The organism is Streptomyces sp. NPDC044704, assembly GCF_056433525.1.
Map to the genome: position 1 here is coordinate 291,302 of NZ_JBWKGY010000005.1, position 21,538 is coordinate 312,839.

At 73.9% G+C, this 21,538-nt stretch carries 17 protein-coding genes and 1 pseudogene; 9 read left to right on the forward strand and 9 right to left on the reverse strand.

The genetic code is table 11. The features are described 5' to 3' along the window. The first annotated feature begins 108 nt into the window (after positions 1–108). The 3 genes from AC07B0_RS15210 (at position 109) to AC07B0_RS15220 (ending at position 2,938) form a co-directional block, all read left to right on the forward strand. Positions 109–876: a DUF5819 family protein gene (locus tag AC07B0_RS15210; protein WP_469377209.1), complete on the forward strand. Its 768-nt coding sequence runs from the start codon at positions 109–111 to the stop codon at positions 874–876. Further along, positions 873–2,093 (forward strand): HTTM domain-containing protein, encoded by a 1,221-nt coding sequence (locus AC07B0_RS15215; RefSeq protein ID WP_469377211.1) that lies wholly within the window; start codon positions 873–875, stop codon positions 2,091–2,093. Before AC07B0_RS15210 ends, AC07B0_RS15215 begins: the two co-directional genes overlap by 4 nt. A gap of 65 nt (positions 2,094–2,158) precedes the next feature. Then, entirely contained in the window at positions 2,159–2,938 is a 780-nt protein-coding gene (locus AC07B0_RS15220; RefSeq protein ID WP_467297974.1) for a TrmH family RNA methyltransferase, read from the forward strand. Here the strand turns inward: AC07B0_RS15220 and AC07B0_RS15225 are convergent. Next, a pseudogene (locus AC07B0_RS15225) lies at positions 2,894–3,776 on the reverse strand (hypothetical protein); the annotation flags it as partial. The gene AC07B0_RS15220 and the pseudogene AC07B0_RS15225 overlap by 45 nt on opposite strands. Before the next feature lie 186 nt (positions 3,777–3,962). Here AC07B0_RS15225 and AC07B0_RS15230 point away from each other — a divergent pair. Continuing rightward, positions 3,963–4,673 (forward strand): MerR family transcriptional regulator, encoded by a 711-nt coding sequence (locus AC07B0_RS15230; protein WP_478898321.1) that lies wholly within the window; start codon positions 3,963–3,965, stop codon positions 4,671–4,673. 79 nt (positions 4,674–4,752) lie between these two features. On the opposite strand, the gene paaN is transcribed toward AC07B0_RS15230, so the two are convergent. Beyond that, positions 4,753–6,435 carry a phenylacetic acid degradation protein PaaN gene (paaN, locus tag AC07B0_RS15235; RefSeq protein ID WP_469377215.1) on the reverse strand — a complete coding sequence of 561 codons (1,683 nt, stop codon included), beginning with the start codon at positions 6,433–6,435 and terminating at the stop codon, positions 4,753–4,755. A 124-nt stretch (positions 6,436–6,559) separates the two neighbouring features. Between paaN and AC07B0_RS15240 the strand changes: the two genes are divergently transcribed. Further along, complete coding sequence (locus AC07B0_RS15240; protein ID WP_478898324.1) at positions 6,560–8,080, forward strand: 3-hydroxyacyl-CoA dehydrogenase; 1,521 nt, start codon at positions 6,560–6,562, stop codon at positions 8,078–8,080. After that, the gene (locus tag AC07B0_RS15245) at positions 8,077–8,667 is read left to right on the forward strand and encodes a TetR/AcrR family transcriptional regulator (RefSeq protein WP_356873354.1); all 591 of its coding nucleotides are present in this window, start codon (positions 8,077–8,079) and stop codon (positions 8,665–8,667) included. The genes AC07B0_RS15240 and AC07B0_RS15245 overlap by 4 nt, the downstream gene beginning before the upstream one ends. 77 nt (positions 8,668–8,744) lie before the next feature. Here the strand turns inward: AC07B0_RS15245 and AC07B0_RS15250 are convergent, their stop codons facing one another. Then, the gene (locus tag AC07B0_RS15250; RefSeq protein ID WP_467297981.1) at positions 8,745–9,299 is read right to left on the reverse strand and encodes an Lrp/AsnC family transcriptional regulator; all 555 of its coding nucleotides are present in this window, start codon (positions 9,297–9,299) and stop codon (positions 8,745–8,747) included. A gap of 178 nt (positions 9,300–9,477) precedes the next feature. Here AC07B0_RS15250 and pdhA point away from each other — a divergent pair, with 178 nt between their 5' ends. Genes pdhA through AC07B0_RS15265 form a run of 3 tightly spaced genes read left to right on the forward strand, consistent with a single transcriptional unit; the run spans position 9,478 to position 12,979 of the window. Then, positions 9,478–10,614, forward strand: a complete 1,137-nt coding sequence (gene pdhA / locus AC07B0_RS15255; protein WP_356873358.1) for a pyruvate dehydrogenase (acetyl-transferring) E1 component subunit alpha — start codon at positions 9,478–9,480, stop codon at positions 10,612–10,614. A gap of 35 nt (positions 10,615–10,649) precedes the next feature. Next, positions 10,650–11,618: an alpha-ketoacid dehydrogenase subunit beta gene (locus AC07B0_RS15260; RefSeq protein WP_356873583.1), complete on the forward strand. Its 969-nt coding sequence runs from the start codon at positions 10,650–10,652 to the stop codon at positions 11,616–11,618. Further along, the gene (locus AC07B0_RS15265; protein ID WP_478898326.1) at positions 11,618–12,979 is read left to right on the forward strand and encodes a dihydrolipoamide acetyltransferase family protein; all 1,362 of its coding nucleotides are present in this window, start codon (positions 11,618–11,620) and stop codon (positions 12,977–12,979) included. The genes AC07B0_RS15260 and AC07B0_RS15265 overlap by 1 nt, the downstream gene beginning before the upstream one ends. A gap of 91 nt (positions 12,980–13,070) precedes the next feature. Here AC07B0_RS15265 and AC07B0_RS15270 read toward each other — a convergent pair whose 3' ends face one another. The 6 genes from AC07B0_RS15270 to AC07B0_RS15295 form a co-directional block, all read right to left on the reverse strand. Beyond that, a complete protein-coding gene (locus AC07B0_RS15270; RefSeq protein WP_469377222.1) occupies positions 13,071–14,048 on the reverse strand; it encodes an NAD(P)H-quinone oxidoreductase in 978 nt (325 codons plus the stop codon). Positions 14,049–14,105: 57 nt separating this feature from the next. After that, entirely contained in the window at positions 14,106–15,203 is a 1,098-nt protein-coding gene (locus tag AC07B0_RS15275) for a potassium channel family protein (RefSeq protein WP_356873364.1), read from the reverse strand. Next, complete coding sequence (locus tag AC07B0_RS15280) at positions 15,191–16,480, reverse strand: molybdopterin molybdotransferase MoeA (protein WP_469377224.1); 1,290 nt, start codon at positions 16,478–16,480, stop codon at positions 15,191–15,193. Before AC07B0_RS15280 ends, AC07B0_RS15275 begins: the two co-directional genes overlap by 13 nt. Continuing rightward, entirely contained in the window at positions 16,477–17,361 is an 885-nt protein-coding gene (locus AC07B0_RS15285; RefSeq protein WP_469377226.1) for an NTP transferase domain-containing protein, read from the reverse strand. The genes AC07B0_RS15280 and AC07B0_RS15285 overlap by 4 nt, the downstream gene beginning before the upstream one ends. A 761-nt stretch (positions 17,362–18,122) precedes the next feature. Then, positions 18,123–18,662 (reverse strand): bacterial proteasome activator family protein, encoded by a 540-nt coding sequence (locus AC07B0_RS15290; RefSeq protein ID WP_356873370.1) that lies wholly within the window; start codon positions 18,660–18,662, stop codon positions 18,123–18,125. Between the two features lie 82 nt (positions 18,663–18,744). Beyond that, positions 18,745–21,528: an FtsX-like permease family protein gene (locus AC07B0_RS15295; RefSeq protein WP_478898508.1), complete on the reverse strand. Its 2,784-nt coding sequence runs from the start codon at positions 21,526–21,528 to the stop codon at positions 18,745–18,747. Between the last annotated feature and the right edge of the window lie 10 nt (positions 21,529–21,538).

Consider the following 21,538-nt stretch of genomic DNA (forward strand, 5'->3'; position numbering starts at 1 on the left):
CGCCCGACCGACCGATCGTTCGGTTCATCCTCTTCAATGGTGAGACGGCGGCCCGTAGGGTGTCAACCTCTGTGGGCAACCCTGTGGACGCGGGATGATCGGGGCGGGATGGATTCGAACGAGCACGAGCCTGCGGAAGGAGCCCTTCCGCCGGTCGTTCCGCCGCCTCCTCCGCCTTCCGCGGCCCCTCCGGCCCCGCCCGGCGAGGCGTCCGCCGAGCCCCCCGCCGAGTCGCCCCCCGCCGAGCGGGACGCACCGGCCAGGACGCCCGGAATAGCCGGCCTGTCGGCCCCGTACCGGGTCGTGGCGGCCCTGGCGCTGGCTGCCGTGGCCGTCGCCGCAGGCCTGCACCTGGCGCTCGTCTTCCTGCACGTCGCGCCGTCCAACACGGTGAGCAAGCGGCACGCGGACCTGGTCGACGGCTGGGTCTACCCCGAGTTCGAACAGAACTGGAAGCTCTTCGCCCCGAACCCCCTCCAGCAGAACATCGCCGTGCAGGTGCGGGCCGAGGTCCGCACCCCGGCGGGCGAGGTCGTCACCGGAGACTGGCGCGACCTGTCGGCCGAGGACGGAGCGGCCATCCGGCACAGCCTGCTGCCGAGCCACACGAAGCAGAACGAGCTCCGCCGGGCCTGGGACTTCTACACGGGCTCCCACGACGAGGACGAGCGCCCGAACGGCGACCGCGGCGCGCTCTCCGAGGAGTACCTGCGCAGGATCGCCCTGGACCGGCTCGCCCGGGGCGGGCGGGACGGCGACCGGATCGAGCGGATCCAGCTGCGCTCGGCGACCACGGCCGTGGCGGCGCCGAGCTGGAGCACCGAGAAGACCGACACCCAGACCTACTACCGGGAGCTGCCGTGGTGGACGGTATGAGGGGGCCGGGAAGACCGGGGCGGCCGGGGCAGCCGTCGGGACCGGGCCCCAGGGCCCGGGCGGCCCGGGCGTTGGCGCAGGTCACCGGGCGGGCGCTGGGCCCCTACCAGAGCGCCGTGGTCCGCATCGGCTTCGCCGGGACCTGGCTGTTCTTCCTGCTGCGGGAGATCCCGAACCGGCACGAGCTGTACGGCCCCGACAGCCCGTGGAGCTGGCAGCTGGCCGAGCGGCTGACCGCCTCGAACCGTGCCTTCACGGTGCTGATGTGGTCGGACTCCACGCTCTGGTTCGAGATCGTCTACGCCGTCTCCGTGCTCGCGAGCGCGCTGCTGGTGCTCGGCTGGCGGACGCGGGCCACGTCCGTGGTCTTCATGGTCGGGGTGCTGTCCCTGCAGAACCGCAGCGTCTTCATGGGCGACGGCGGCGACAACGTCATCCACCTGATGGCGATCTACCTGGTGCTCACCCGCTGCGCGCAGGTGTGGTCGCTGGACGCGCGCCGCGTCCGGCTGCGCGGCAGCGCCTCGGCGGGGGCGGCGGGGCCGGTCCTGTGGACCGTACTGGGCCTGGTCCTCGCGTACGGGGCGCTGGCCGGACGGTTCGGGACGGGCTGGCTGGCCGCCTTCGCCGCGCTGTGGGTGGGGCTCGGGCTCTGGTGGCTGGTCGACCGGTACGAGCCGCGGGGCGAGGGCCGGGCCGTCCTCGACGTGCTCGCGAACCTGCTGCACAACGCCGGAATGCTGGTGATCATGGCGGAGGTCTGCCTGATCTACGCCACGGCCGGCTGGTACAAGATCCAGGGATCGCGCTGGCAGGACGGGACCGCGCTCTACTACCCGCTCGGGCTGGACTACTTCACCCCGTGGCCGGGGCTGTCCGGGCTGCTGGCGGGCAGCGGGACGCTGGTGATGCTGCTGTCGTACGGGACGGTGGCGGTGCAGGTGGCCTTCCCGTTCACCCTGTTCGACCGGCGCGTCAAGAACGTGCTGCTGGCGGTCATGATGCTGGAGCACGCGGGGATCGCGGTGCTGCTGGGGCTGCCGTTCTTCTCGCTGGCGATGATCGCCGCCGACGCCGTCTTCCTGCCGACGGCCTTCCTGGTGTGGCTCGGCGCGCGGGCCACGGCCCTGAGGCCCGTACGGACCCGGCCGCGCCCGGAGCCCGCGGAGCCCGCCGGGCCGCCGGTCCCGTCGGAGCCCAGCCCGGTACCGCGCTGACGCCCGCCGGGGCGGCCCGGGCGGCCGTGGGCGGGCGGTCGCGCGGGGCGTCGTAGGGTCGGGGCATGAGCGAGCAGCAGAGTCCCGATGACGTCGCGCGGCAGTGGCGGGAGGCCGCCGGGCGGGACGGGGTCGTCCTGCTGGACGGGTTCCACGCGCTGAAGCACGCCCTGCGCTTCGGCGCCGAGGTCCGGGCGGTCGTCGCCGACGACCCCGACGCCGTACGCGCCCTCGCCGCCGGGCTGGCTCCCGACGTGGCCCCGGAAGTGGCGCGGCTGGTGCGCCGGGCCCCGCTGAAGGAACTGCTGCCCCGCGTCCACCCCACCGGGGTCGCCGCCCTGGCCGTCCGGCCCGACCGGGAGGCGGGACGGGCCGTGCTGGCCCGGCTGCCGAGGCCCGCCCCGGTCGTGGTGCTCGACAACCCGCGCAACCTCGGCAACGTAGGCGCCGTCGTCCGTCTCGCGGCCGGCTTCGGGGCCACCGGCGTGGTCACCCGCGGCGACCTCGACCCCTGGCACCCCAACGTGGTGCGGGCCGGGGCCGGACTGCACTACGCGACCACGGTCGACCGGCTCGCACTGGACGAACTGCCGGCCGGGCCGCTGTACGCCCTCGACCCGGAGGGCGAGGACATCCGCTCCCTCACCCTCCCGGACGACGCCCTGCTCGCCTTCGGCTCCGAACGGCACGGCATCTCACCCGAGCTCCGTGCCCGTGCCGACCACCTGGTCTCCCTGCCGATGCGTCCGCAGGTCTCCAGCTACAACCTGGCCACCAGCGTGGCCATGACCCTCTTCCACTGGGGCGGCCCCCCGGCCGGAGCGCAGGGCGCCGAGCACGCCTAGCGCGCCCGCGGCCAGGATCGCCGCGGCCGCGGCGAGCGTCGCCCCGTCGGGGTGGACCAGTGGCTGGCCGCGCAGTGCCTGCCAGGTCAGCAGGGCGACCACCGCGGCGTAGACCGCGGACGCCACCAGGGTCAGGCGCAGCCGGACCCGCTCCGCCCGCAGCCGGGCGAAGCGCGGGGCGAGGGCGGCGAGCACGAGGACGAGCAGCGGGAGCAGCTGGAGCGCGTGCATGCCGACGAAGTGCGGGATGCGCAGGTCTCCGCCCGTGGTCGACCAGCCGGTGAGCGGCATGGCGGGGCCGCCGTCGGGCACTCCGACGCTGTGCGCGCCCACCCAGGGGGGCGTTGTCGGTCGCGAGCTGTTCGTCGGTGGGCCGGGTCATCAGGAAGCCGAGTCCCGCGCCGGCGAGGGCGAGGACGGTGGCGATCCGGATCGACCAGGTGGTGGCCCGGTCGGCGACGCGGGCGCGGAAGAGCAGGACGGCGACGGCGAGGGTGGCCAGCCACAGCACCACCACGGTCTGCGCCATGGCGCTGTAGAGCTGTGCGTCGAGCGGCGTCGCCTGGTTGAAGTGGCTCTGCCTGCCCCGGACGACCTGGAGGGTGATGAGCAGCATCTCCACGGCGCTCGTGGCGGCGACGAGCGTGCCGGCCCACCAGGCGGGGCGGCGCAGCCGGGGCCGGGCCCGGCCGGCCAGGGAGATCATCCAGGCGAGGCTGAGCGAGTAGCCCACGAACGAGACGGCGAACTTGAAGGGCTTGGCCCAGATCGGGGCGCCCAGGAGGACGCGGTCGTCGACGAGCAGTCCGACGGCGGAGCCCGCGGCCCACACCACCATCACCCCGGCGAAGACGGTCAGCGGCCGGTGCCAGGTGCGTAAGGAAGACGAGATGGACCAGGTGGACCGGGTGGACGAGGTGGACGAGGACATGCTTTCCCCCCCACAGGAGCATGATGGATAGCGGCACTTGCCGCTATCTGGTAGTGCCACTATCTATGATGGGCGGGGAGCTGGCAAGCAGAGATGAGTGAACGCACGATGCGCATCGGAGAGTTGAGCGGCCGGACCGGTGTGCCCGTGCCGACGATCAAGTACTACGTACGGGAAGGACTGCTGCCGGCCGGAGAGCTGAGCAGCCCCAACCAGGCGAGCTACGGCGATGACCACGAACGGCGGCTACGGCTCATCCGCGCCCTGCTGGAAGTGGGCGGGCTGTCCCTCGCGGCGATCGGCGAGGTCCTCGCGGCCGTCGACGACAAGCAGCGGTCGGTGCACAAACTGCTGGGCGCGGCCGCCGACCGGCTGGTGCCGGGGTACGGAAGTGACCGCGGCGGCGACGGGGGGCCGGACGCGGAGGCGGTCCTGGCCCGGGAGCGGGTCGTGCGGCTGCTCGACGCGCGCGGCTGGCGTTCCTCGGCGGACAGCCCGGCGGGACAGGCCCTGACGGCGGCCCTGGCCGCGCTGGCGCGGGTCGGGCACGGCGGCTTCGCGGAGGTGCTCGACGCCTACGCCTCGGCGGCCGAGGGGGTGGCCCGCGCGGACCTGGAGTACGTCGGGCGACGGGCCGCCCGGGAGGACCTGATCGAGACGGTCGTGGTCGGTACGGTCCTGGGCGACGCGATGTTCGCGGCCCTGCGCAGGCTGGCCCAGACCGACGGATCCTCCCGCGCCTTCGAGGCGGCGGCGGGCTCGGACGCCGGAGCGGACGGCCCGCCGGGTCGCCTCTCGGCATGAGCCGTGGAGACCGCCCGGCCGGGACCGCCCGGCGGCCGGATCCGCCCGGCCGGAAGGTGCGGCCGGGCGGGAGGGCCGGCTACGCCTGGCGGCGGACCTCCACCACGCGGAAGCGGTTCGCGACGAACGCCCCGTCGCACAGCGCGGCGTTGGCCGCCGGGTTGCCGCCCGAGCCGTGGAAGTCGGAGAAGGCCGCGGTCTGGTTGACGTAGACCCCGCCGGTCAGGTTCAGCGAGAGCTGCGCCGACTCCTCCAGGCAGACCTCCTCGATGGCCCGCTCGGTGTCCGGGGACGTGGTGTACGCGCCCACGGTCATCGCGCCCTTCTCCCGCACCGTACGGCGCAGCAGCTCCAGCGCGTCGGCCGTGGAGTCCACCGCCACCGCGAAGGACACCGGGCCGAAGCACTCGGAGAGGTAGGCGGCGTCCGGGTCCGGCTTGCCGGCGTCCAGCTTCACCATGACCGGGGTGCGCACGACCGCGTCCGGGAACTCCGGGTTGACCACCTCGCGGGAGGCCAGGGCCACCTCGCCGAGGGCGGCCGCCGCCTCCAGCCGGGCCTTGACGTCCGGGTTGACCAGCGCGCCGAGCAGGGCGTTGGCGCGGGCGTCGTCGCCCAGCAGGCCCCCGACCGAGGCGGCCAGGTCGGCGACGACCTCGTCGTACGACTTGTGGCCGGCGTCCGTCTCGATGCCGTCGCGCGGGATCAGCAGGTTCTGCGGGGTGGTGCACATCTGGCCGCTGTACAGGGACAGGGAGAACGCCAGGTTGGAGAGCATCCCCTTGTAGTCGGAGGTGGAGTCGACGACGACCGTGTTGACGCCCGCCTTCTCCGTGTAGACCTGCGCCTGCCGGGCGTTGGTCTCCAGCCAGTCGCCGAACTCCGTCGACCCGGTGTAGTCGATGAGCCGGACCTCGGGGCGCAGCGCGAGGGTCTTGGCGATGCCCTCGCCCGGCCGCTCGACGGCGAGGGCCACCAGGTTCGGGTCGAAGCCCGCCTCGGCGAGTACCTCGCGGGCCACCTTGACGGTGAGGGCCAGCGGCAGGACGGCCCGCGGGTGCGGCTTGACCAGTACGGGGTTGCCGGTGGCCAGGGAGGCGAACAGGCCGGGGTAGCCGTTCCAGGTGGGGAAGGTGTTGCAGCCGATCATCAGCGAGACGCCGCGGGGGACGGCCGTGAAGGTCTTGCCGAGCTCCAGCGGGTCCCGCTTGCCCTGCGGCTTCGACCAGTCGGCCTGGCCGGGGACCCGGGTCTGCTCCTCGTACGCGTAGGCCACGGCCTCCAGACCGCGGTCCTGGGCGTGGGGGCCGCCCGCCTGGAAGGCCATCATGAAGGCCTGGCCGCTGGTGTGCATGACCGCGTGCGCGAACTCGTGCGTCCGCGCGCCGATCCGGGCCAGGATCTCGATACAGACGAGCGCGCGGACCTCGGGGCCCGCGTCCCGCCAGGCGCCCATGCCGGCCCGCATCGCGGGCAGCAGCACGTCGGGGTCGGCGTGCGGGTACTCGACGCCCAGCTCGGGGCCGTACGGGGACACCTCGCCGCCCGTCCAGCCGTCGGTGCCGGGCTGGCCGAGGTCGAAGCGGGTGCCGCGGACGGCCTCGAAGGCGGCGAGGCCGTCGGCCGGGGCGGTCTCCCCGTAGGCCTTGGGGTGCTCGGGATGCGGGGACCAGTAGGCGCGGCTGCGGATCGCCGACAGGGCCTGGTCCAGGGTGGGCCGGTGCTTGGCGGACAGCTGGGGGACGGTGAGCTCGGCGGCCATCAGGGACCAACTCCTCGTTGAGCCGGGCGAAGGAGAGCAGACTGGAGTTAGAGTAACCGAACGATCGGTCGGGACAAGAGGGCCCGGCAGGCCTGTGGATAAGTCGGTGCGGGAGGATCAGGACATGACAGCAATCGAGCGGTCCCGCACTGTGGCGGTCGTCGGCGCGGGCACCATGGGGCAGGGCATCGCCCAGGTGGCCGTCCTCGCAGGTCACCGCGTGCTGATCCACGACATCGACCCCGCCTTCGCCGAAGCCGGAGCCGGCCTCGTGCGCGACCGCGTCGAGCGGATGGCCGCCAAGGGCCGCCTGGACCGCGTCGAGGCCGAGGACGCCATCGGCCGGATCGGCGCGGCGGCGGGTCTCGCCGACCTCGCCGGAGCGGCCCTCGTCATCGAGGCCGTCGTCGAGGACGTCGCCGTCAAGCGCACCCTCTTCGCGGCACTCGAAGGAGTGGTCGCGCCGGACGCGCTGCTGGCCACGAACACCTCCTCCCTCTCCGTCACCGAGCTCGCCGGCGCCCTCGCGCACCCCGGCCGCTTCCTCGGCCTGCACTTCTTCAACCCGGCGCCCCTGCTGCCCCTCGTCGAGGTGGTCAGCGGCCACGCGACCGACCCGGCGGCCGCCGAGCGCGCCCACGCCACGGTCCTCGGCTGGGGGAAGACCCCGGTCCGCTGCGCCGACACCCCCGGTTTCATCGTCAACCGCATCGCCCGCCCCTTCTACGCGGAGGCCTTCGCGGTCCACGAGGAGCAGGGCGCCGACCCGGCGACCATCGACGCCGTGCTCCGCGAGAGCGGCGGCTTCAAGATGGGCCCCTTCCAGCTCACCGACCTGATCGGCCAGGACGTCAACGAGGCCGTCACCCGCTCCGTCTGGGAGTCCTTCTTCCGGAGCCCCAAGTTCACCCCCTCCCTCTCCCAGCGCCGGCTGGTCCAGTCGGGCCGCCTCGGCCGCAAGTCCGGGCAGGGCTGGTTCCCGTACGGGGAGGGCGCCAAGGCCCCGGAACCGCACACGGCGGGCCCCGAGGAGGCCCCGGACAAGGTCACCGTCGTCGGCGACCTCGGACCGGCCGCGGCCCTGGCCGACCTCATCGAGGAGGCCGGGATCGCGGTGACGGCCACCGAGCACGGGGGTCCGTACATCCAGCTGCCCGGCGAGGGCCAGCTGGTGCTCGCCGACGGCAAGACCTCGGTCGAGTTCGCCGATGTCGTCTACTTCGACCTCGCCCTGGACTACCGGGGCGCCACCCGGATCGCGCTCTCGGCGAGCGAGGACACCACCGAGCGGACCCTGGCCGAGGCCGTCGGCCTCTTCCAGAAGCTCGGCAAGAAGGTCTCCGTCATCGGTGACGTCCCCGGCATGATCGTCGCCCGGACCGTCGCCATGCTGATCGACCTGACCGCCGACGCCGTGGCGCGCGGGGTCGCGGCCGCCGAGGACATCGACACCGCGATGACGCTCGGCGTGAACTACCCGATGGGCCCGGCCGCGTGGCACGACCGGCTCGGCCGGGACTGGGCCTACGACCTGCTGCACCACCTCGACGAACGCTGTCCCGGCGGCCGCTACGCGCCCTCGCTGGCGCTGTTCAAGCTGGGCTACGCGGCCGGTGCGGAAGACGACGGGGAGGACGCCCGATGACCACCGCCAGGCGGGACACGTACACACCGGAGACCCTGCTCTCCGTGGCCGTCCAGGTCTTCAACGAGCGCGGCTACGACGGCACCTCGATGGAGCACCTCTCCAAGGCGGCCGGGATCTCCAAGTCCTCCATCTACCACCACGTCGCGGGCAAGGAGGAGCTGCTGCTGCGGGCCGTCAGCCGCGCCCTGGACGGGCTGTTCGCCGTCCTCGACGAGCCGGGCGCCGTACGCGGCCGGGCGGTCGAACGCGTCGAGTACGTCACCCGGCGGACGGTCGAGGTGCTGCTCGGCGAACTGCCCTACGTGACGCTGCTGCTGCGGGTGCGGGGCAACACGCGCACCGAGCGCTGGGCGCTGGAGCGGCGCCGCGAGTTCGACCACCAGGTCGCCGATCTGCTGAAGGCCGCCGCGGCCGACGGGGACCTGCGCGCGGACGTGGACATCCGGCTCGCCACCCGGCTGCTGTTCGGCATGGTGAACTCCCTCGTCGAGTGGTACCGCCCGCACCCGGGCGCGGACCACGGCCAGCTCGCCGACGCGGTCGTCCACATGGCCTTCGACGGCCTGCGCACCGCGGCTCCTTGACCGCGGCTCCGTGACCGCCGGTCGGTTACCGACGCTCGGTAACCGCCGCTCACCCGGTCGTACCAGTCGTACCGGAGTCAGTCCTCTGTGAGCGCCGGGCCTGCCGCCGGGCCCGGGTCCAGGAGGTCCGTCTCCTCGAAGACCAGCAGGGTGCGCGTGGACAGGACCTCCGGGATGGACTGGAGGCGGGTCAGGACCAGCTCGCGCAAGGTCCGGTTGTCCGGGGTGTGGACGAGCAGCAGGACGTCGAAGTCCCCGCTGACCAGTGCGATGTGCGCTGCCCCGGGGAGCTCGCGCAGCTGTTCGCGCACCGTCCGCCATGAGTTCTGGACGATCTTCAGGGTGATATAGGCGGATGCGCCCTGACCTGCCCTTTCGTGGTTGACCCGGGCCGTGAACCCGCGGATCACCCCGTCGTCGATGAGCCGGTTGATCCGCGCGTAGGCGTTGGCCCGCGACACGTGCACCTGCTCGGCCACCGACCGTATCGACGCCCGGCCGTCCGCCTGGAGCAGCCGCATGATCGACCGGTCGATCGGATCCAGCGGGCGGGGAGGGACCGGAGGGACGCCCGGGGCGTTCCCCGCCGGGACCGGTGCGGAACCCGCTCCGGCCATTTGTTCATCCGGCATTGCCCGATGCCTCCCTCTCCTGGACGTCCTGCACCCATCCCACGGCCCCGGCGCCAGTTTGTCCACAGCCTGGAGTCGCCTGTAGCCAAATTGCGCGGACAACCGAACAATCGGTTGGTGAGGGGCCTCACATCCGGGGCACTCCCTGCCCGCTTCCCATGAGGAGGTGTACGCCGCCATGACGGTCCAAGAGCTGCCCGGTGCCGGTGCGTCCCACCGTGCCACCCCGCCGCCCGCCTGGAGGCCCCGTACGGACGCAGCCGCGCTGCTTCCGGACCCCGAGCCGTACCGGGTGCTGGGCACCGAGGCGGCCGACCGCCTCGACCCGGCGCTGATGCGCCGGTACTACGCCGAGCTCGTGCGCGGCCGCCGCTACAACGCGCAGGCCACCGCGCTGACCCGGCAGGGCCGTCTCGCCGTGTACCCGTCCACCGTCGGCCAGGAGGCCTGCGAGATCGCGGCCGCGCTGGTCCTGGAGGAGCAGGACTGGCTCTTCCCGAGCTACCGGGACACCCTGGCGGCCGTGGCGCGCGGACTGGACCCCGTACAGGCCCTCACGCTGCTGCGGGGCGACTGGCACACCGGGTACGACCCGCGCGAGTACCGGATAGCCCCGCTGTGCACCCCCCTCGCCACCCAGCTCCCGCACGCCGTGGGCGTGGCGCACGCCGCCCGCCTGCGCGGGGACGAGGTCGTCGCCCTGGCCATGGTCGGGGACGGCGGAACCAGCGAGGGCGACTTCCACGAGGCGCTGAACTTCGCCGCCGTCTGGCAGGCCCCGGTGGTCTTCCTGGTCCAGAACAACGGCTTCGCCATCTCCGTCCCCCTCGCCAAGCAGACCGCGGCCCCGACGCTGGCCCACAAGGCCGTCGGCTACGGCATGCCCGGCCGGCTGGTCGACGGGAACGACGTCGCCGCGATGCACGAGGTCCTCACCGAGGCCGTCCAGCGGGCCCGGAGCGGCGGCGGACCGACCCTCATCGAGGCCGTCACGTACCGGATGGAGGCCCACACGAACGCCGACGACGCGACCCGCTACCGCACCGACGCCGAGGTGGAGGCCTGGAAGGCCCACGACCCGGTGGAACTGCTGGAGCGCGAGCTCACCGCCCGCGGGATCCTCGACGAGGCCGGCATCCGGGAGGCCCGCGACGCGGCCGAGGCGATGGCCGCGAACCTGCGCGAGCGGATGAACGCCGAGCCGGTCCTGGACCCCATGGACCTGTTCGCGCACGTGTACGCGGAGCAGACCGGACGGCTGCGCGAGCAGGCCGAGCTGCTGCGCGCCGAACTGGAAGCCGAGGACGAGGCGTGAGCACGGTGGCACAGCAGGCGGTGAAGCCCGCGACGATGGCGCAGGCCCTCACCCGGGCCATGCGCGACGCGATGGCCGAAGACCCGACCGTCCACGTCATGGGCGAGGACGTCGGGGCGCTCGGCGGGGTCTTCCGGATCACGGACGGCCTCGTGAAGGAGTTCGGCGAGGACCGCGTGACGGACACCCCGCTCGCGGAGGCCGGCATCCTCGGCACCGCGGTCGGCATGGCCATGTACGGGCTGCGGCCGGTCGTGGAGATGCAGTTCGACGCGTTCGCGTACCCGGCCTTCGAACAGCTCATCTCGCACGTGGCGAAGATGCGCAACCGCACGCGGGGCGCCATGCCCCTGCCGATCACCATCCGTGTCCCGTACGGCGGCGGCATCGGGGGCGTCGAGCACCACTGCGACTCCTCCGAGGCGTACTACGTGGCCACGCCCGGGCTGACGGTCGTCACCCCGGCGACGGTCGAGGACGCGTACGGACTGCTGCGCGCCTCGATCGCGAGCGACGACCCGGTGGTCTTCCTGGAGCCGAAGCGGCTGTACTGGTCGAAGGCGCAGTGGTCGCCGGACGCGCCGGCCGAGGTGCCGGGGATCGGGAAGGCACTGGTCCGCCGGGCGGGCACGAGCGCCACGCTGATCACCTACGGGCCCTCGCTGCCGGTCTGCCTGGAGGCGGCCGAGGCGGCCCGCGAGGAGGGCTGGGACCTGGAGGTCGTGGACCTGCGGTCGCTGGTCCCGTTCGACGAGGAGACGGTCGTCGCGTCCGTACGCCGCACCGGGCGCGCCGTGGTGGTCCACGAGGCCGGCGGCTTCGGCGGGCCGGGCGCGGAGATCGCCGCCCGCGTGACGGAGCGGTGCTTCCACCACCTGGAGGCGCCCGTGCTGCGGGTGACGGGCTTCGACATCCCGTATCCGCCGCCGATGCTGGAGAAGCACCACCTGCCCGGCGTGGACCGGATCCTGGACACCGTGGCCCGCCTGCAGTGGGAGAACTGATGCCGCAGGTACTGGAGTTCAAGCTGCCCGACCTCGGGGAGGGGCTGACCGAGGCGGAGATCGTGCGCTGGCTGGTGGCCGTGGGCGACGTGGTCGAGATCGACCAGCCGGTCGTCGAGGTCGAGACCGCCAAGGCGATGGTGGAGGTCCCCTGCCCGTACGGGGGCGTGGTCACCGCCCGCTTCGGCGAGGAGGGCACCGAGCTCCCGGTCGGGGCTCCGCTGATCACCGTCGCGGTGGGCTCGGGGACGACGCCGGAGCCGGAGCCGTCGGAGGCGGCGTCCGGTTCGGGCAACGTCCTGGTCGGCTACGGCACGGACCACTCCCGGCCGGCGCGCCGCCGCCGGGTGCGTCCGGCTGCCGCCGCCACTGCCGCCACTGCCGCCGCTGCTGCCTCTGCCTCTGCCGTGCAGGCCGCCCCCGCTGCTGCTCCCGTGGCCGTGGCCCCGGCGGCCCCCGTGGCACTCGGGCCGGTGGCGGTGATCTCCCCGATCGTGCGCAAGCTGGCCCGGGACAACGGGGTGGACCTGCGGGCGCTGCGCGGCTCCGGACCCGAGGGCCTGATCCTGCGGGCCGACGTCGAGGCCGCCCTGCGGACGGCCCCCGACACCCCCGTCGCCGCTCAGGCCGCGCCGGCCGCCGCGCCCGCCGTGGCCTCCCGGCCCGCCGTCCAGGGCGAGCGGATCCCGCTCAAGGGGCTGCGCGGGGCCGTGGCCGAGAAGCTCTCGCGCAGCCGGCGCGAGATCCCCGAGGCCACCTGCTGGGTCGACGCCGACGCGACGGAACTGATGGCCGCCCGCGCCGCCATGAACGCCGTCGACGGTCCGAAGATCTCGGTGCTCGCACTGCTCGCCCGGATCTGCACGGCCGCCCTCGCCCGCTACCCGGAGCTCAACTCCACCGTAGACCTCGCGGCGAACGAGATCGTCCGGCTCCCCGCCGTGCACCTCGGCTTCGCCGCGCAGACCGAACGCGGACTGATGGTCCCCGTGGTCCGGGACGCGCAGCACCGCAGTCCCGAGTCCCTGTCGGCCGAGTTCGCCCGGCTGACCGAGCTCGCCCGGGCCGGGAAGCTGGCCCCGTCGGACCTCACGGGCGGGACGTTCACCCTGAACAACTACGGGGTGTTCGGCGTCGACGGCTCCACGCCGATCATCAACCACCCCGAGGCGGCCATGCTCGGCGTGGGCCGGATCATCCCCAAGCCGTGGGTCCACCAGGGGGAGCTGGCCGTCCGCAAGGTCGTTCAGCTGTCGCTGACCTTCGACCACCGGGTGTGCGACGGCGGTACGGCGGGCGGCTTCCTGCGCTACGTCGCCGACTGCGTGGAATCCCCGTCGGTGCTGCTCCGCAGCCTGTAGAGCAGCCCACAGAGCCCGTCCGGGCGGGACCCCCACCCCGCCCGGACGGCACCACCCCTCCGGGCGCGGTGGGTGCCCCCGGGGCACGGCACTAGACCTTCAGCAGCAGCTTGCCCACGTGGGCGCTGGACTCCAGTACCCGGTGCGCCTCCGCGGCCTCGGCCATCGGGTACGTCGCGTGCACCACCGGGCGCACGCGGCCGGCCGCGACCAGGGGCCACACGTGCTCCCGTACGGCGGCGATGATCGCCGCCTTCTCCTCCAGCGGCCGGGCCCGCAGCGAGGTCGCGGTGATCGCCGCGCGCTTGGCCAGCAGGACGCCCAGGTTCAGCTCGGCCTTCACCCCGCCCTGCATCCCGATCACGGCGAGCCGGCCGTTGACCGCGAGCGCGTCCAGGTTCCGCGCCAGGTACTTCGCGCCCACGATGTCCAGGATCACGTCCGCCCCGGCCCCGCCCGTCGCGGACCGCAGCTCCTCCACGAAGTCCTGCTCGCGGTAGTCGATCAGGACGTCCGCGCCGAGCTCGGCGCAGCGCGCCAGCTTGTCCTTGCCGCCCGCCGTGACCGCCACCCGCGCGCCGACCGCCTTGCCGAGCTGGATGGCCATCGTGCCGATCCCGCTGGAACCGCCGTGCACGAGCAGGGTCTCGCCGGGCCGCAGCCCGGCGACCATGAACACGTTGGACCACACCGTCGCGACGACCTCCGGCAGCGCGGCCGCCGTCACCAGGTCGACGCCCCGCGGCACCGGCAGCAACTGCCCCGCCGGTACGGCGACCCGCTCCGCGTACCCGCCTCCGGCCAGCAGCGCGCACACCTCGTCGCCCACCGACCAGCCGGACACCCCCGGACCGACCTCGGTGATGCGCCCGGAACACTCCAGGCCGGGGTGGCGCGAGGCGCCGGGCGGAGGATCGTAGAACCCCTGCCGCTGAAGGACGTCGGCGCGGTTCACGGCGCTCGCCGCGACCTCGACGAGCACCTCCCCCTCGCCCGCCACCGGATCGGGTACCTCGGCCCAGACGAGGGCCTCGGGGCCGCCGGGCTGCTCGATGGTGATCGCATGCATGGCCCGGAGGCTACGCGAACCCGCCCGTGCGGCCCAGTACGCGACCCGGCGGCGCTGCTACTCCGCCGGGCCGAGCGGCACGTGTGCCACCGGGGGCCGGGCGCGGACGATGGTGATCACACGGTCCGTCAGCTGGAGCGGGCTGGCGTGCGGGTCGTCGTACGGGAGGAGCCGGTGCCCGCGCAGCACGCTCACCACCAGGTCGTCGGTCTCCCGCACGCTCCGGCCGACCTCCGCCTTGTTGACGGGCCGTTCGATCAGGTCGAGGCCGCTGCCCTGCTGGATGAGGTCCTCCATCACGGTGCCCGCGCTGGGGCTGAGCACCGACAGGCCGAGCAGGCGGCCGGCCGCGCTCGCGCTGGTGATGACCGCGTCCGCGCCGGACTGCTTCAGCAGCGGCGCGTTCTCCTCCTCGCGGACCGCCGCGACGATCTTCGCGCCCCGGTTGAGCTGGCGTGCCGTCAGCGTCACCAGCACCGCCGTGTCGTCCCGCTGGGTGGCGATGACGATCTGACGGGCCTTCTGGAGCTCCGCGCGGAGCAGGACGTCGGAGCGGGTGGCGTCGCCGACCACGCCCGTGAACCCTTCCGCGTTGGCGATGTCGATGACCTTGGAGCTGGGGTCGACGATGACGACCTGTTCCCTGCTCAGGCCCGTGGCCAGCAAGGTTTGCAGCGCCGAGCGGCCCTTCGTGCCGAAGCCGACGACGACCGTGTGCTCGCGCAAGTTCTTCCTCCAGCGGCTCAGCCGCCATTCTTCCCTGGTGCGTTCGGTGAGCACTTCCAGGGTGGTGCCGACCAGGATGATCAGGAACAGCACGCGCAGCGGCGTGATCAGCAGGATGTTCACCAGCCGCGCGCTGTCGCTGTACGGGACGATGTCGCCGTAGCCCGTCGTGGACAGGGTCACGGTCGCGTAGTAGAAGCAGTCGAGGAGATCGACCTGATCGTTCGCGTTGTCGTGGTACCCCGCGCGGTCGAGCCAGACGATCAGGACCGTCAGGAACAGCACGAACAGGGCCATCAACAGGCGCAGGCCGACCTGCCGCAGCGGCTTTTCGACGATGCGTCTGGGCAGTTTGATGCGGCGCGAGACGAGTTTCTCGTCCGCGCCGCGCGCCATGGCGTCCTGGCCGTGAAGTTTCACGTGAAACATCCCCCCGAAGCCCAGGGCAGGTCGAGGACTTCGAGGTCCTGCCCGGATCGTGCGCCGTGCGGCGGTACGACGGCCAGCGCGTCGGCGGCGGCCACGCCGCGCAGCATCGCAGGGCCGTTGTACCGCAGCGGTACGGCGTGTTCGTCGGTCAGCAGCACCGGGACGAGCCGGGTGTCGTACGGGTGGCCGGGCACGTCGCCTTGCACCGGCACCGTGTAGCGCGGCCGCTGCCGCCGGCCCGCGAGGGCGCGCAGCAGGGGCTCGGCGAGGGTCAGCAGCGCCGAGACCGCGGCCAGCGGATTGCCGGGCAGGCCGACGAGGTGCCGGCCGTCCGCCCGGTCGCCGATGCGGGCCAGCAGCATCGGGTGCCCGGGGCGCACGGCGACCCCGTCCACGAGCAGCTCGGCGCCGGCCCGGGCCAGCACGGGGTGCACGTGGTCGACGGGGCCGGAGGCGGTGCCGCCGGTGGTGATCAGCAGGTCGGCGGTGGAGCCGGTGACGGCCTTGAGCAGGGCCTCGGCCCCGGCCGGGTCGTCGCCGAGCCGGCGCGTGCCGGTGACCTCCGCGCCGAGCCGGGTCAGCCAGGGGCCGAGCATGGGGCCGAGGGCGTCACGGATGAGGCCGTCATGGGGGCGGCCCCCGGTCAGCAGCTCGTCGCCGAGGACCAGGACCTCCACGCGGGGCCGGGGCCGGGTGACCAGCTCGTCGTACCCGGCGGCAGCGGCGAGGCCGAGCACGGCCGGGGTGACGAGGGAGCCGACGGGCAGCAGCAGGTCCCCGGAGCGGCACTCCTGGCCGCGGGGGCGGATGTCCTGGCCGGTGCTCACGGCCCGCTGCGGGTACAGCTGGGTGCCGGCCTCGCGGGCGTGCTCGCTGCGGATCACGGCGCTGGTGTCGGCGGGGACCCGGGCGCCGGTGGCGATCCGTACGGCCTCGCCGTCGGCGAGGGGCGGGGGCGGCTCGGTACCGGCCAGGATCCCGCCGCTGCGGACGTGCCAGGGGCCGGGTCCGGCGACGGCCCAGCCGTCCATGGCGGAGGTGTCGAAGGAGGGCAGGTCGCTGAGGGCCTCCAGGGGGGCCTCCAGCACCTCGCCGTGGGCGTCCGCGAGCGGTACCCGGTGGGTGCGGCCGCGTACGCCGGAGCCGGCCCTGACGGCCGCCTCCCGGGCAGCGGGCCAGGGTGCGGCGCGGTGGCCGCCGGCGGTGTGGGCGCGGGCATCGCGGCTGACCAGGGCGAGGGCCTCGTCCAGGGCGCCGTCGGCGTCGGTACGGGTCATCCGGAGCCGCTCTCCTCGGGATCGGCGGGCTGTGCTTCGTCGCCCCAGTGCAGGGCCAGGGCGGCGGTCTTGCGGCAGGCCTCGGTGACGGCCCGGGCGGGGTCGGCGCCTTCGGCCTCGGCGCGGGCGGCCGCGTAGCCGATGAGGAAGGTCGTCAGCGGAGCCGCGGGCCGGGCGACGCCGTGGGCGGCGTCACGGGCGAGGTCGAGCAGGGCGGTGACGTCGACGTCGACGTCGATGCCGAGCTCGTTCTTGGCGGCGTTGATCCATTGCTCCAGCACGGTCCCATGCTCCCTGATCCGGGCCCGGGCCGCCGCCAGGTCCTCCCAGGTGTCGCAGTCGAACGAGGCGAGCGGCGCGGCGGCGGTGACGGGGGTGAGGTCGAGCTCGGCGGTCAGGGCGCGCAGGGGGAGGCCGTGCAGGGTGCCGTGTTCGGTGGCCAGGAGGGCGATCTCGCGGCGCAGGGGCTCGGCGCGGTAGGCGGCGACCAGGGGCTGGTCCCGGCCGTCGGGGTCCCGCAGGAGGGCCCCGTCCGGCCGGTCCGGCCCGTCCCGCCCGTCGGCGGCGAGCAGTGCGCGGACGGTGTCCCGGTCCAGGAAGGGCAGATCGGCGGAGAGTACGAGGACCAGCGGGGCCGTCGTCGCCCGCAGCCCGGCGTCCAGCGCGGCCAGGGGGCCGCCGCCGGGCGGGTCCTCGCGGACCCAGCGCACCGGGCGGGCCGTTGCCCGGCGGCCGCCGACCACGACGGTGGTCCCGGCGTCGGCGCACGCGTCGAGGACCCGGTCCAGCAGGGCGCGGCCGCCGACCCGCAGGGCGGGCTTGTCGGCCCCGCCGAGGCGCCGGGCGGCGCCGCCGGCCAGGACGATCGCGTCGTAGCTCATGTCCCGAGTATGCGGGGCCCATGTGGGGGCCGTCGGCTCCCCCTTACGACGCCCTTACCCTGCCGGGCGCGGGGCCCAGTGGACCGCCGCGCGGAGCCCCCGCCCCACCCTCCCCCCGTTCCCGGGCCCCTGCCCGGCCCCGCGCCTCAAACGCCGACGGGGCCGGCGGTGCCGCTCCGCGCCCGGTCCCGCGCCCCAAGGGGCGGCGGGGTGCTGCTCCCGGTATCTGCCCGGGCCCGTGCCGCAAGGGGTGTCGGGGTGGGTTGGGGGTACCACCCGGGCACGCGTCTCAGATTCCGGAGAGGGGTGGTGTGCGGGGTGTTGCGCGGCTCGCTTCGCAAGCGCCCGTGGGCTGGGGCGGCTGTGTGCCGTCCGGCCCGTGCTGCGCACTGCGGCCGGGCGGAGGGTTGGGGCGCTGCCCCAACCCCGTGCTGCGCACGGTGGCCGGGCTGGCGGGGCCGGGTGCGGTCTGAGCCCCGTGCCTCAACGCGCCGGGTCGTGCCTGGGCTCATGCTTCGGACGCCGGCGGGGCTGGTGGGGTCGGGCGCCGCCCGAGCCCCGCGCCTCAAGGGTCGTGCCCGGGCTCATGCTTCGGATGGCGGCTGGGTTGGAGGGACGGGTGCCCGCCCGGGCGCCGTGCCGCAAGGGGGGCGCCCGGAGGTGGTGGGCTGTGGCGGCCGGTGCTGTGCATCGTTAGGCGGAGGGGCGCCCGCTTACCTGACGTAAGCGGGCGTTCCGACGACGGTGCCAGGCGGGGCGGCCTAGAGGTAGGGGCCGGAGCGGACCGCGCCGTGCGGGCCGTCTTCGTCGTCCTCGTGCGATCCGCCCGGCGGCAGGGCCCGGCGCATCTGCTCCAGTTGGGCTCGCGCCGCCATCTGCTGCGCGAACAGGGCCGTCTGGATCCCGTGGAAGAGACCCTCCAGCCAGCCCACCAACTGCGCCTGCGCGATCCGCAGTTCCGCCTCGGAGGGGATGGCCTCCTCGGTGAACGGCAGTGAGAGGCGCTCCAGTTCCTCGACCAGCTCCGGAGCGAGGCCGTCTTCGAGTTCCTTCACCGACGCCGCGTGGATGTCCTTCAGACGGACCCGGCTGGCCTCGTCCAGAGGGGCGGCGCGGACTTCTTCCAGAAGTTGCTTGATCATGCTGCCGATCCGCATGACCTTGGCGGGCTGTTCGACCATCTCCGTCACCGGAACCTCGCGCGACTCGTCATCGGCGCCGCCGACCGCCGTCCCGTCCTGTCCCACGATCAGGACGTGCGGGGGGCTGTCCTGCGACCGTTCACTCCTCGGCATCTCCATGCCGACATTCTCTCGCACACCTGCGTACTCACACGGTGTGCCCCCGCAAGGGCGTGATCCACCCTGTGCGGGGGCAGTGACATCACCCGGCTTCGCGCCGCGCCAGCGCTCCGCTCGACTTGGTGACGAGCGCGGCCAGCAGACCGGCCCCGAGCGGGACGACGACGAGGAGCCCGGCGAGCGTGGACCACGGCACGGCGATCGGCACGTGGACCGCGGTGTCGGTGAGCGCCTGGTACCCCATCTCGATGTGCGTGCGGAGCAGCCGCTCCTGCTCCTGCTCCTGGGTGATCCGCAGTCCGACGGCGGGCAGGATGCCGGCCGCGGAGCCCAGGACCACGCCCATCAGGGCGACCACCGCGCACTGGAGGCCGCTGAGCGTGCGACGGACCCGCGGCGGAGCGCCGACGGCCGCGAGGGTCTTCAGGTCGGCCTCGGCGTCGGCCTGGGCCAGGCCGGTCGCGATGCCGGCCGCGCCGATGGTGACCAGGCCCGCGAAGACGGTGAGGACGAGCACGCCCAGGGTGCTTTCGTCCTGGTACCCCTCCTCGATCATCAGGCTGGCGTCGGCGCCCATCCGGTCGAGCTCTCCGTCGAAGCGCTGCCGCTGCTCGCTGCCGGCCTTTCCGTCGAGGCTGAAGAACGCGCCGGCCGGGGCCGTGGCGATGCCGGCGGCCTTGACGGCGGAGGGCGGCAGGACCAGCCGTACGCCCCACGACTCCGCCGAGGCGGGCGCCTGGTGGGTGGCGAACACCTTGTCCTGGCCGGGCAGTTCGGCGTTGTCGCGGCGGGCCCGGTCGGCGGCGTCGTGGTCGGTGACGATCCGCAGGGTGACCTTCCCGTCCTTCACGTCGCGGCGGTCGAAGGAGACGGGCTGACCCGCCTTCAGGGCCGCGGTGGAACCGGGGTCGGTGACCGCCAGCACGCTCAGCAGCTTCTCGTCCGCGACGAACACGTCGACGGCGGGCGAGAACTCGCGGAACGCGCAGCGGGGGTCCTGCCGCAGCTCACGGGCCTTTTCCGGGGTGAAGGAGGCGGGTCCGTTCGGGGCCTCGTAGAGCGGGCAGCGCTGCTCCTTCGGGACGATGAGCTCGACCTGCCCGCACTTCGGATCAGAGGAGTACGACTCGCAGCCGGCGTTGCCGACGACCATCCGGTCCACGTCGGCCCGTACGGCCACGGGCAGGTTCTTCGAGAGGCTCTCCCGCAGGGCCGGAACGTCCTTGTAGCCGCTGTTGTCGCTGAACAGGGACCCGGCGTTGGCCGGGAGCTGAGCGGTGTACTCCTGGCGTGCCTGAACGTCTCGGCTGTGCTGGTAGGTGGAGACGGCGACGGTTCCGGCGACGGCGGCCAGTACGGCGGCCACGGCCGGCGCCGTACGGCCCCGGTTGCGGACGGCGTCGCGCAGCGCGAGCCGCGGCGACAGCGGCAGCCAGCGCCCGACCCGGCCGAAGAGGCCGACGAGGACCGGGGTGAGGGCGACGATGCCCAGCTCGGCGAGGGCGCTGCCGCCTGCGACGACGGTGGAGCTGCTCTGGAAGCGAGCTCCGTACAGGGCGATCGTGGCGCCCGCGGCGACGGCGACCAGACCGACGACGGGCAGGATCCGGTTCGCGCGGCGTACGCCGCGGCGGCCGGTGAGCGAGGCCAGGACGGTCTGCCGGGACGCGGTCACGGCGGGGACGATCGCGGCCAGCAGGCCGGTCACGACGGCGAGCAGGGCGATGCCGAGGAGTTCCAGCGGGCGGAACGAGAGGCCGCCGAAGCGGGCGCCGAGCTGTTCCTCCAGGACGGGCCGCAGCGCGATGGTGAGGGCCACGCCGACGGCGGTGCCGATGACGGCGGCCGCGGCGCCGATCACCAGGCCGCCGGAGAGGACGACGGCCCGGATGTGCCGCCGGTCGCCGCCGTTGGCGCCGAGCAGGCCCAGCTGGCGTCGGGAGCGCCGGGCGCCGACCGCGAAGGCGGGTCCGGCGAGCAGGCAGATCTCCAGCATGGTGAGGCCGACGACGGTGGCGAGGACGGCCTTCTCGGTGGCCCCGCCGCCACCGTTGATGTCGAACTGCTCCTTCGGCTGCTGCTTGAACAGCGGCACCTCGGAGTCGGCGGGCGGGTTCAGGGTCACCGCGCGGGACAGCACGAGGACGCCCTTGGTGTTGGCCTCCTTGACCATGTTCCACGTGAAACCAGCCGAGCCCGAGCCGGAGCCCGAGCCCGAGCCCGCGCCGATCGACAGGAGGAAGGCGTCCTCGGCCCGGATCCCGGTCGTTCCGGAGGCCTGGAGGGCCTTGTCGAGCGGGGCGAGCAGCTGGCCGGGCAGGGCGAGCAGCTCGGGGTTCTTCAGGTGCGAGGGCAGCTCGTAAGCTCCCACGATCTTGTACGAGGCCTGCGAGCCGCGCGGGGTGGCCGAGGAGCCGACGTACAGACCCGAGGCCTCCAGGAAGCTGGTGGTGGCGATGATCTCGCCCGGTTTCTCGGGCAGCCGGCCGCGGTCGAGGGCGATGATGCCCTTGGCCAGCGGGTCGTGCACGTCGAGCTCGCGCAGTTCGGTCGCGAGCAGGCCGTGCGCGGTGTGCACCTTGGCGTGGGCCGTGGTGTCGGGGACGGCCTTGACCCCGGCGGGGATCAGGGACTTCAGCGACGGGCGTTCCTTCCCGTCGGCGGCCGGCCGGTAGGCGTCGTAGCCGCCGACGGGGGCGTGGTTCCTGCCGTCGGGGTGCTGGTAGACGGGTCCGTCGACGCCGGCTTCGGTGATCCGGGCGTCGGCGGCGCCGATGGAACGGCTCAGCGTCTGTTCGGGGGTGAGTTCGCCGCTGCGGAAGGCGAGGTCGGCGGCGCTCACGCCGACGATCGGCAGGGCGATCATCGACAGGACG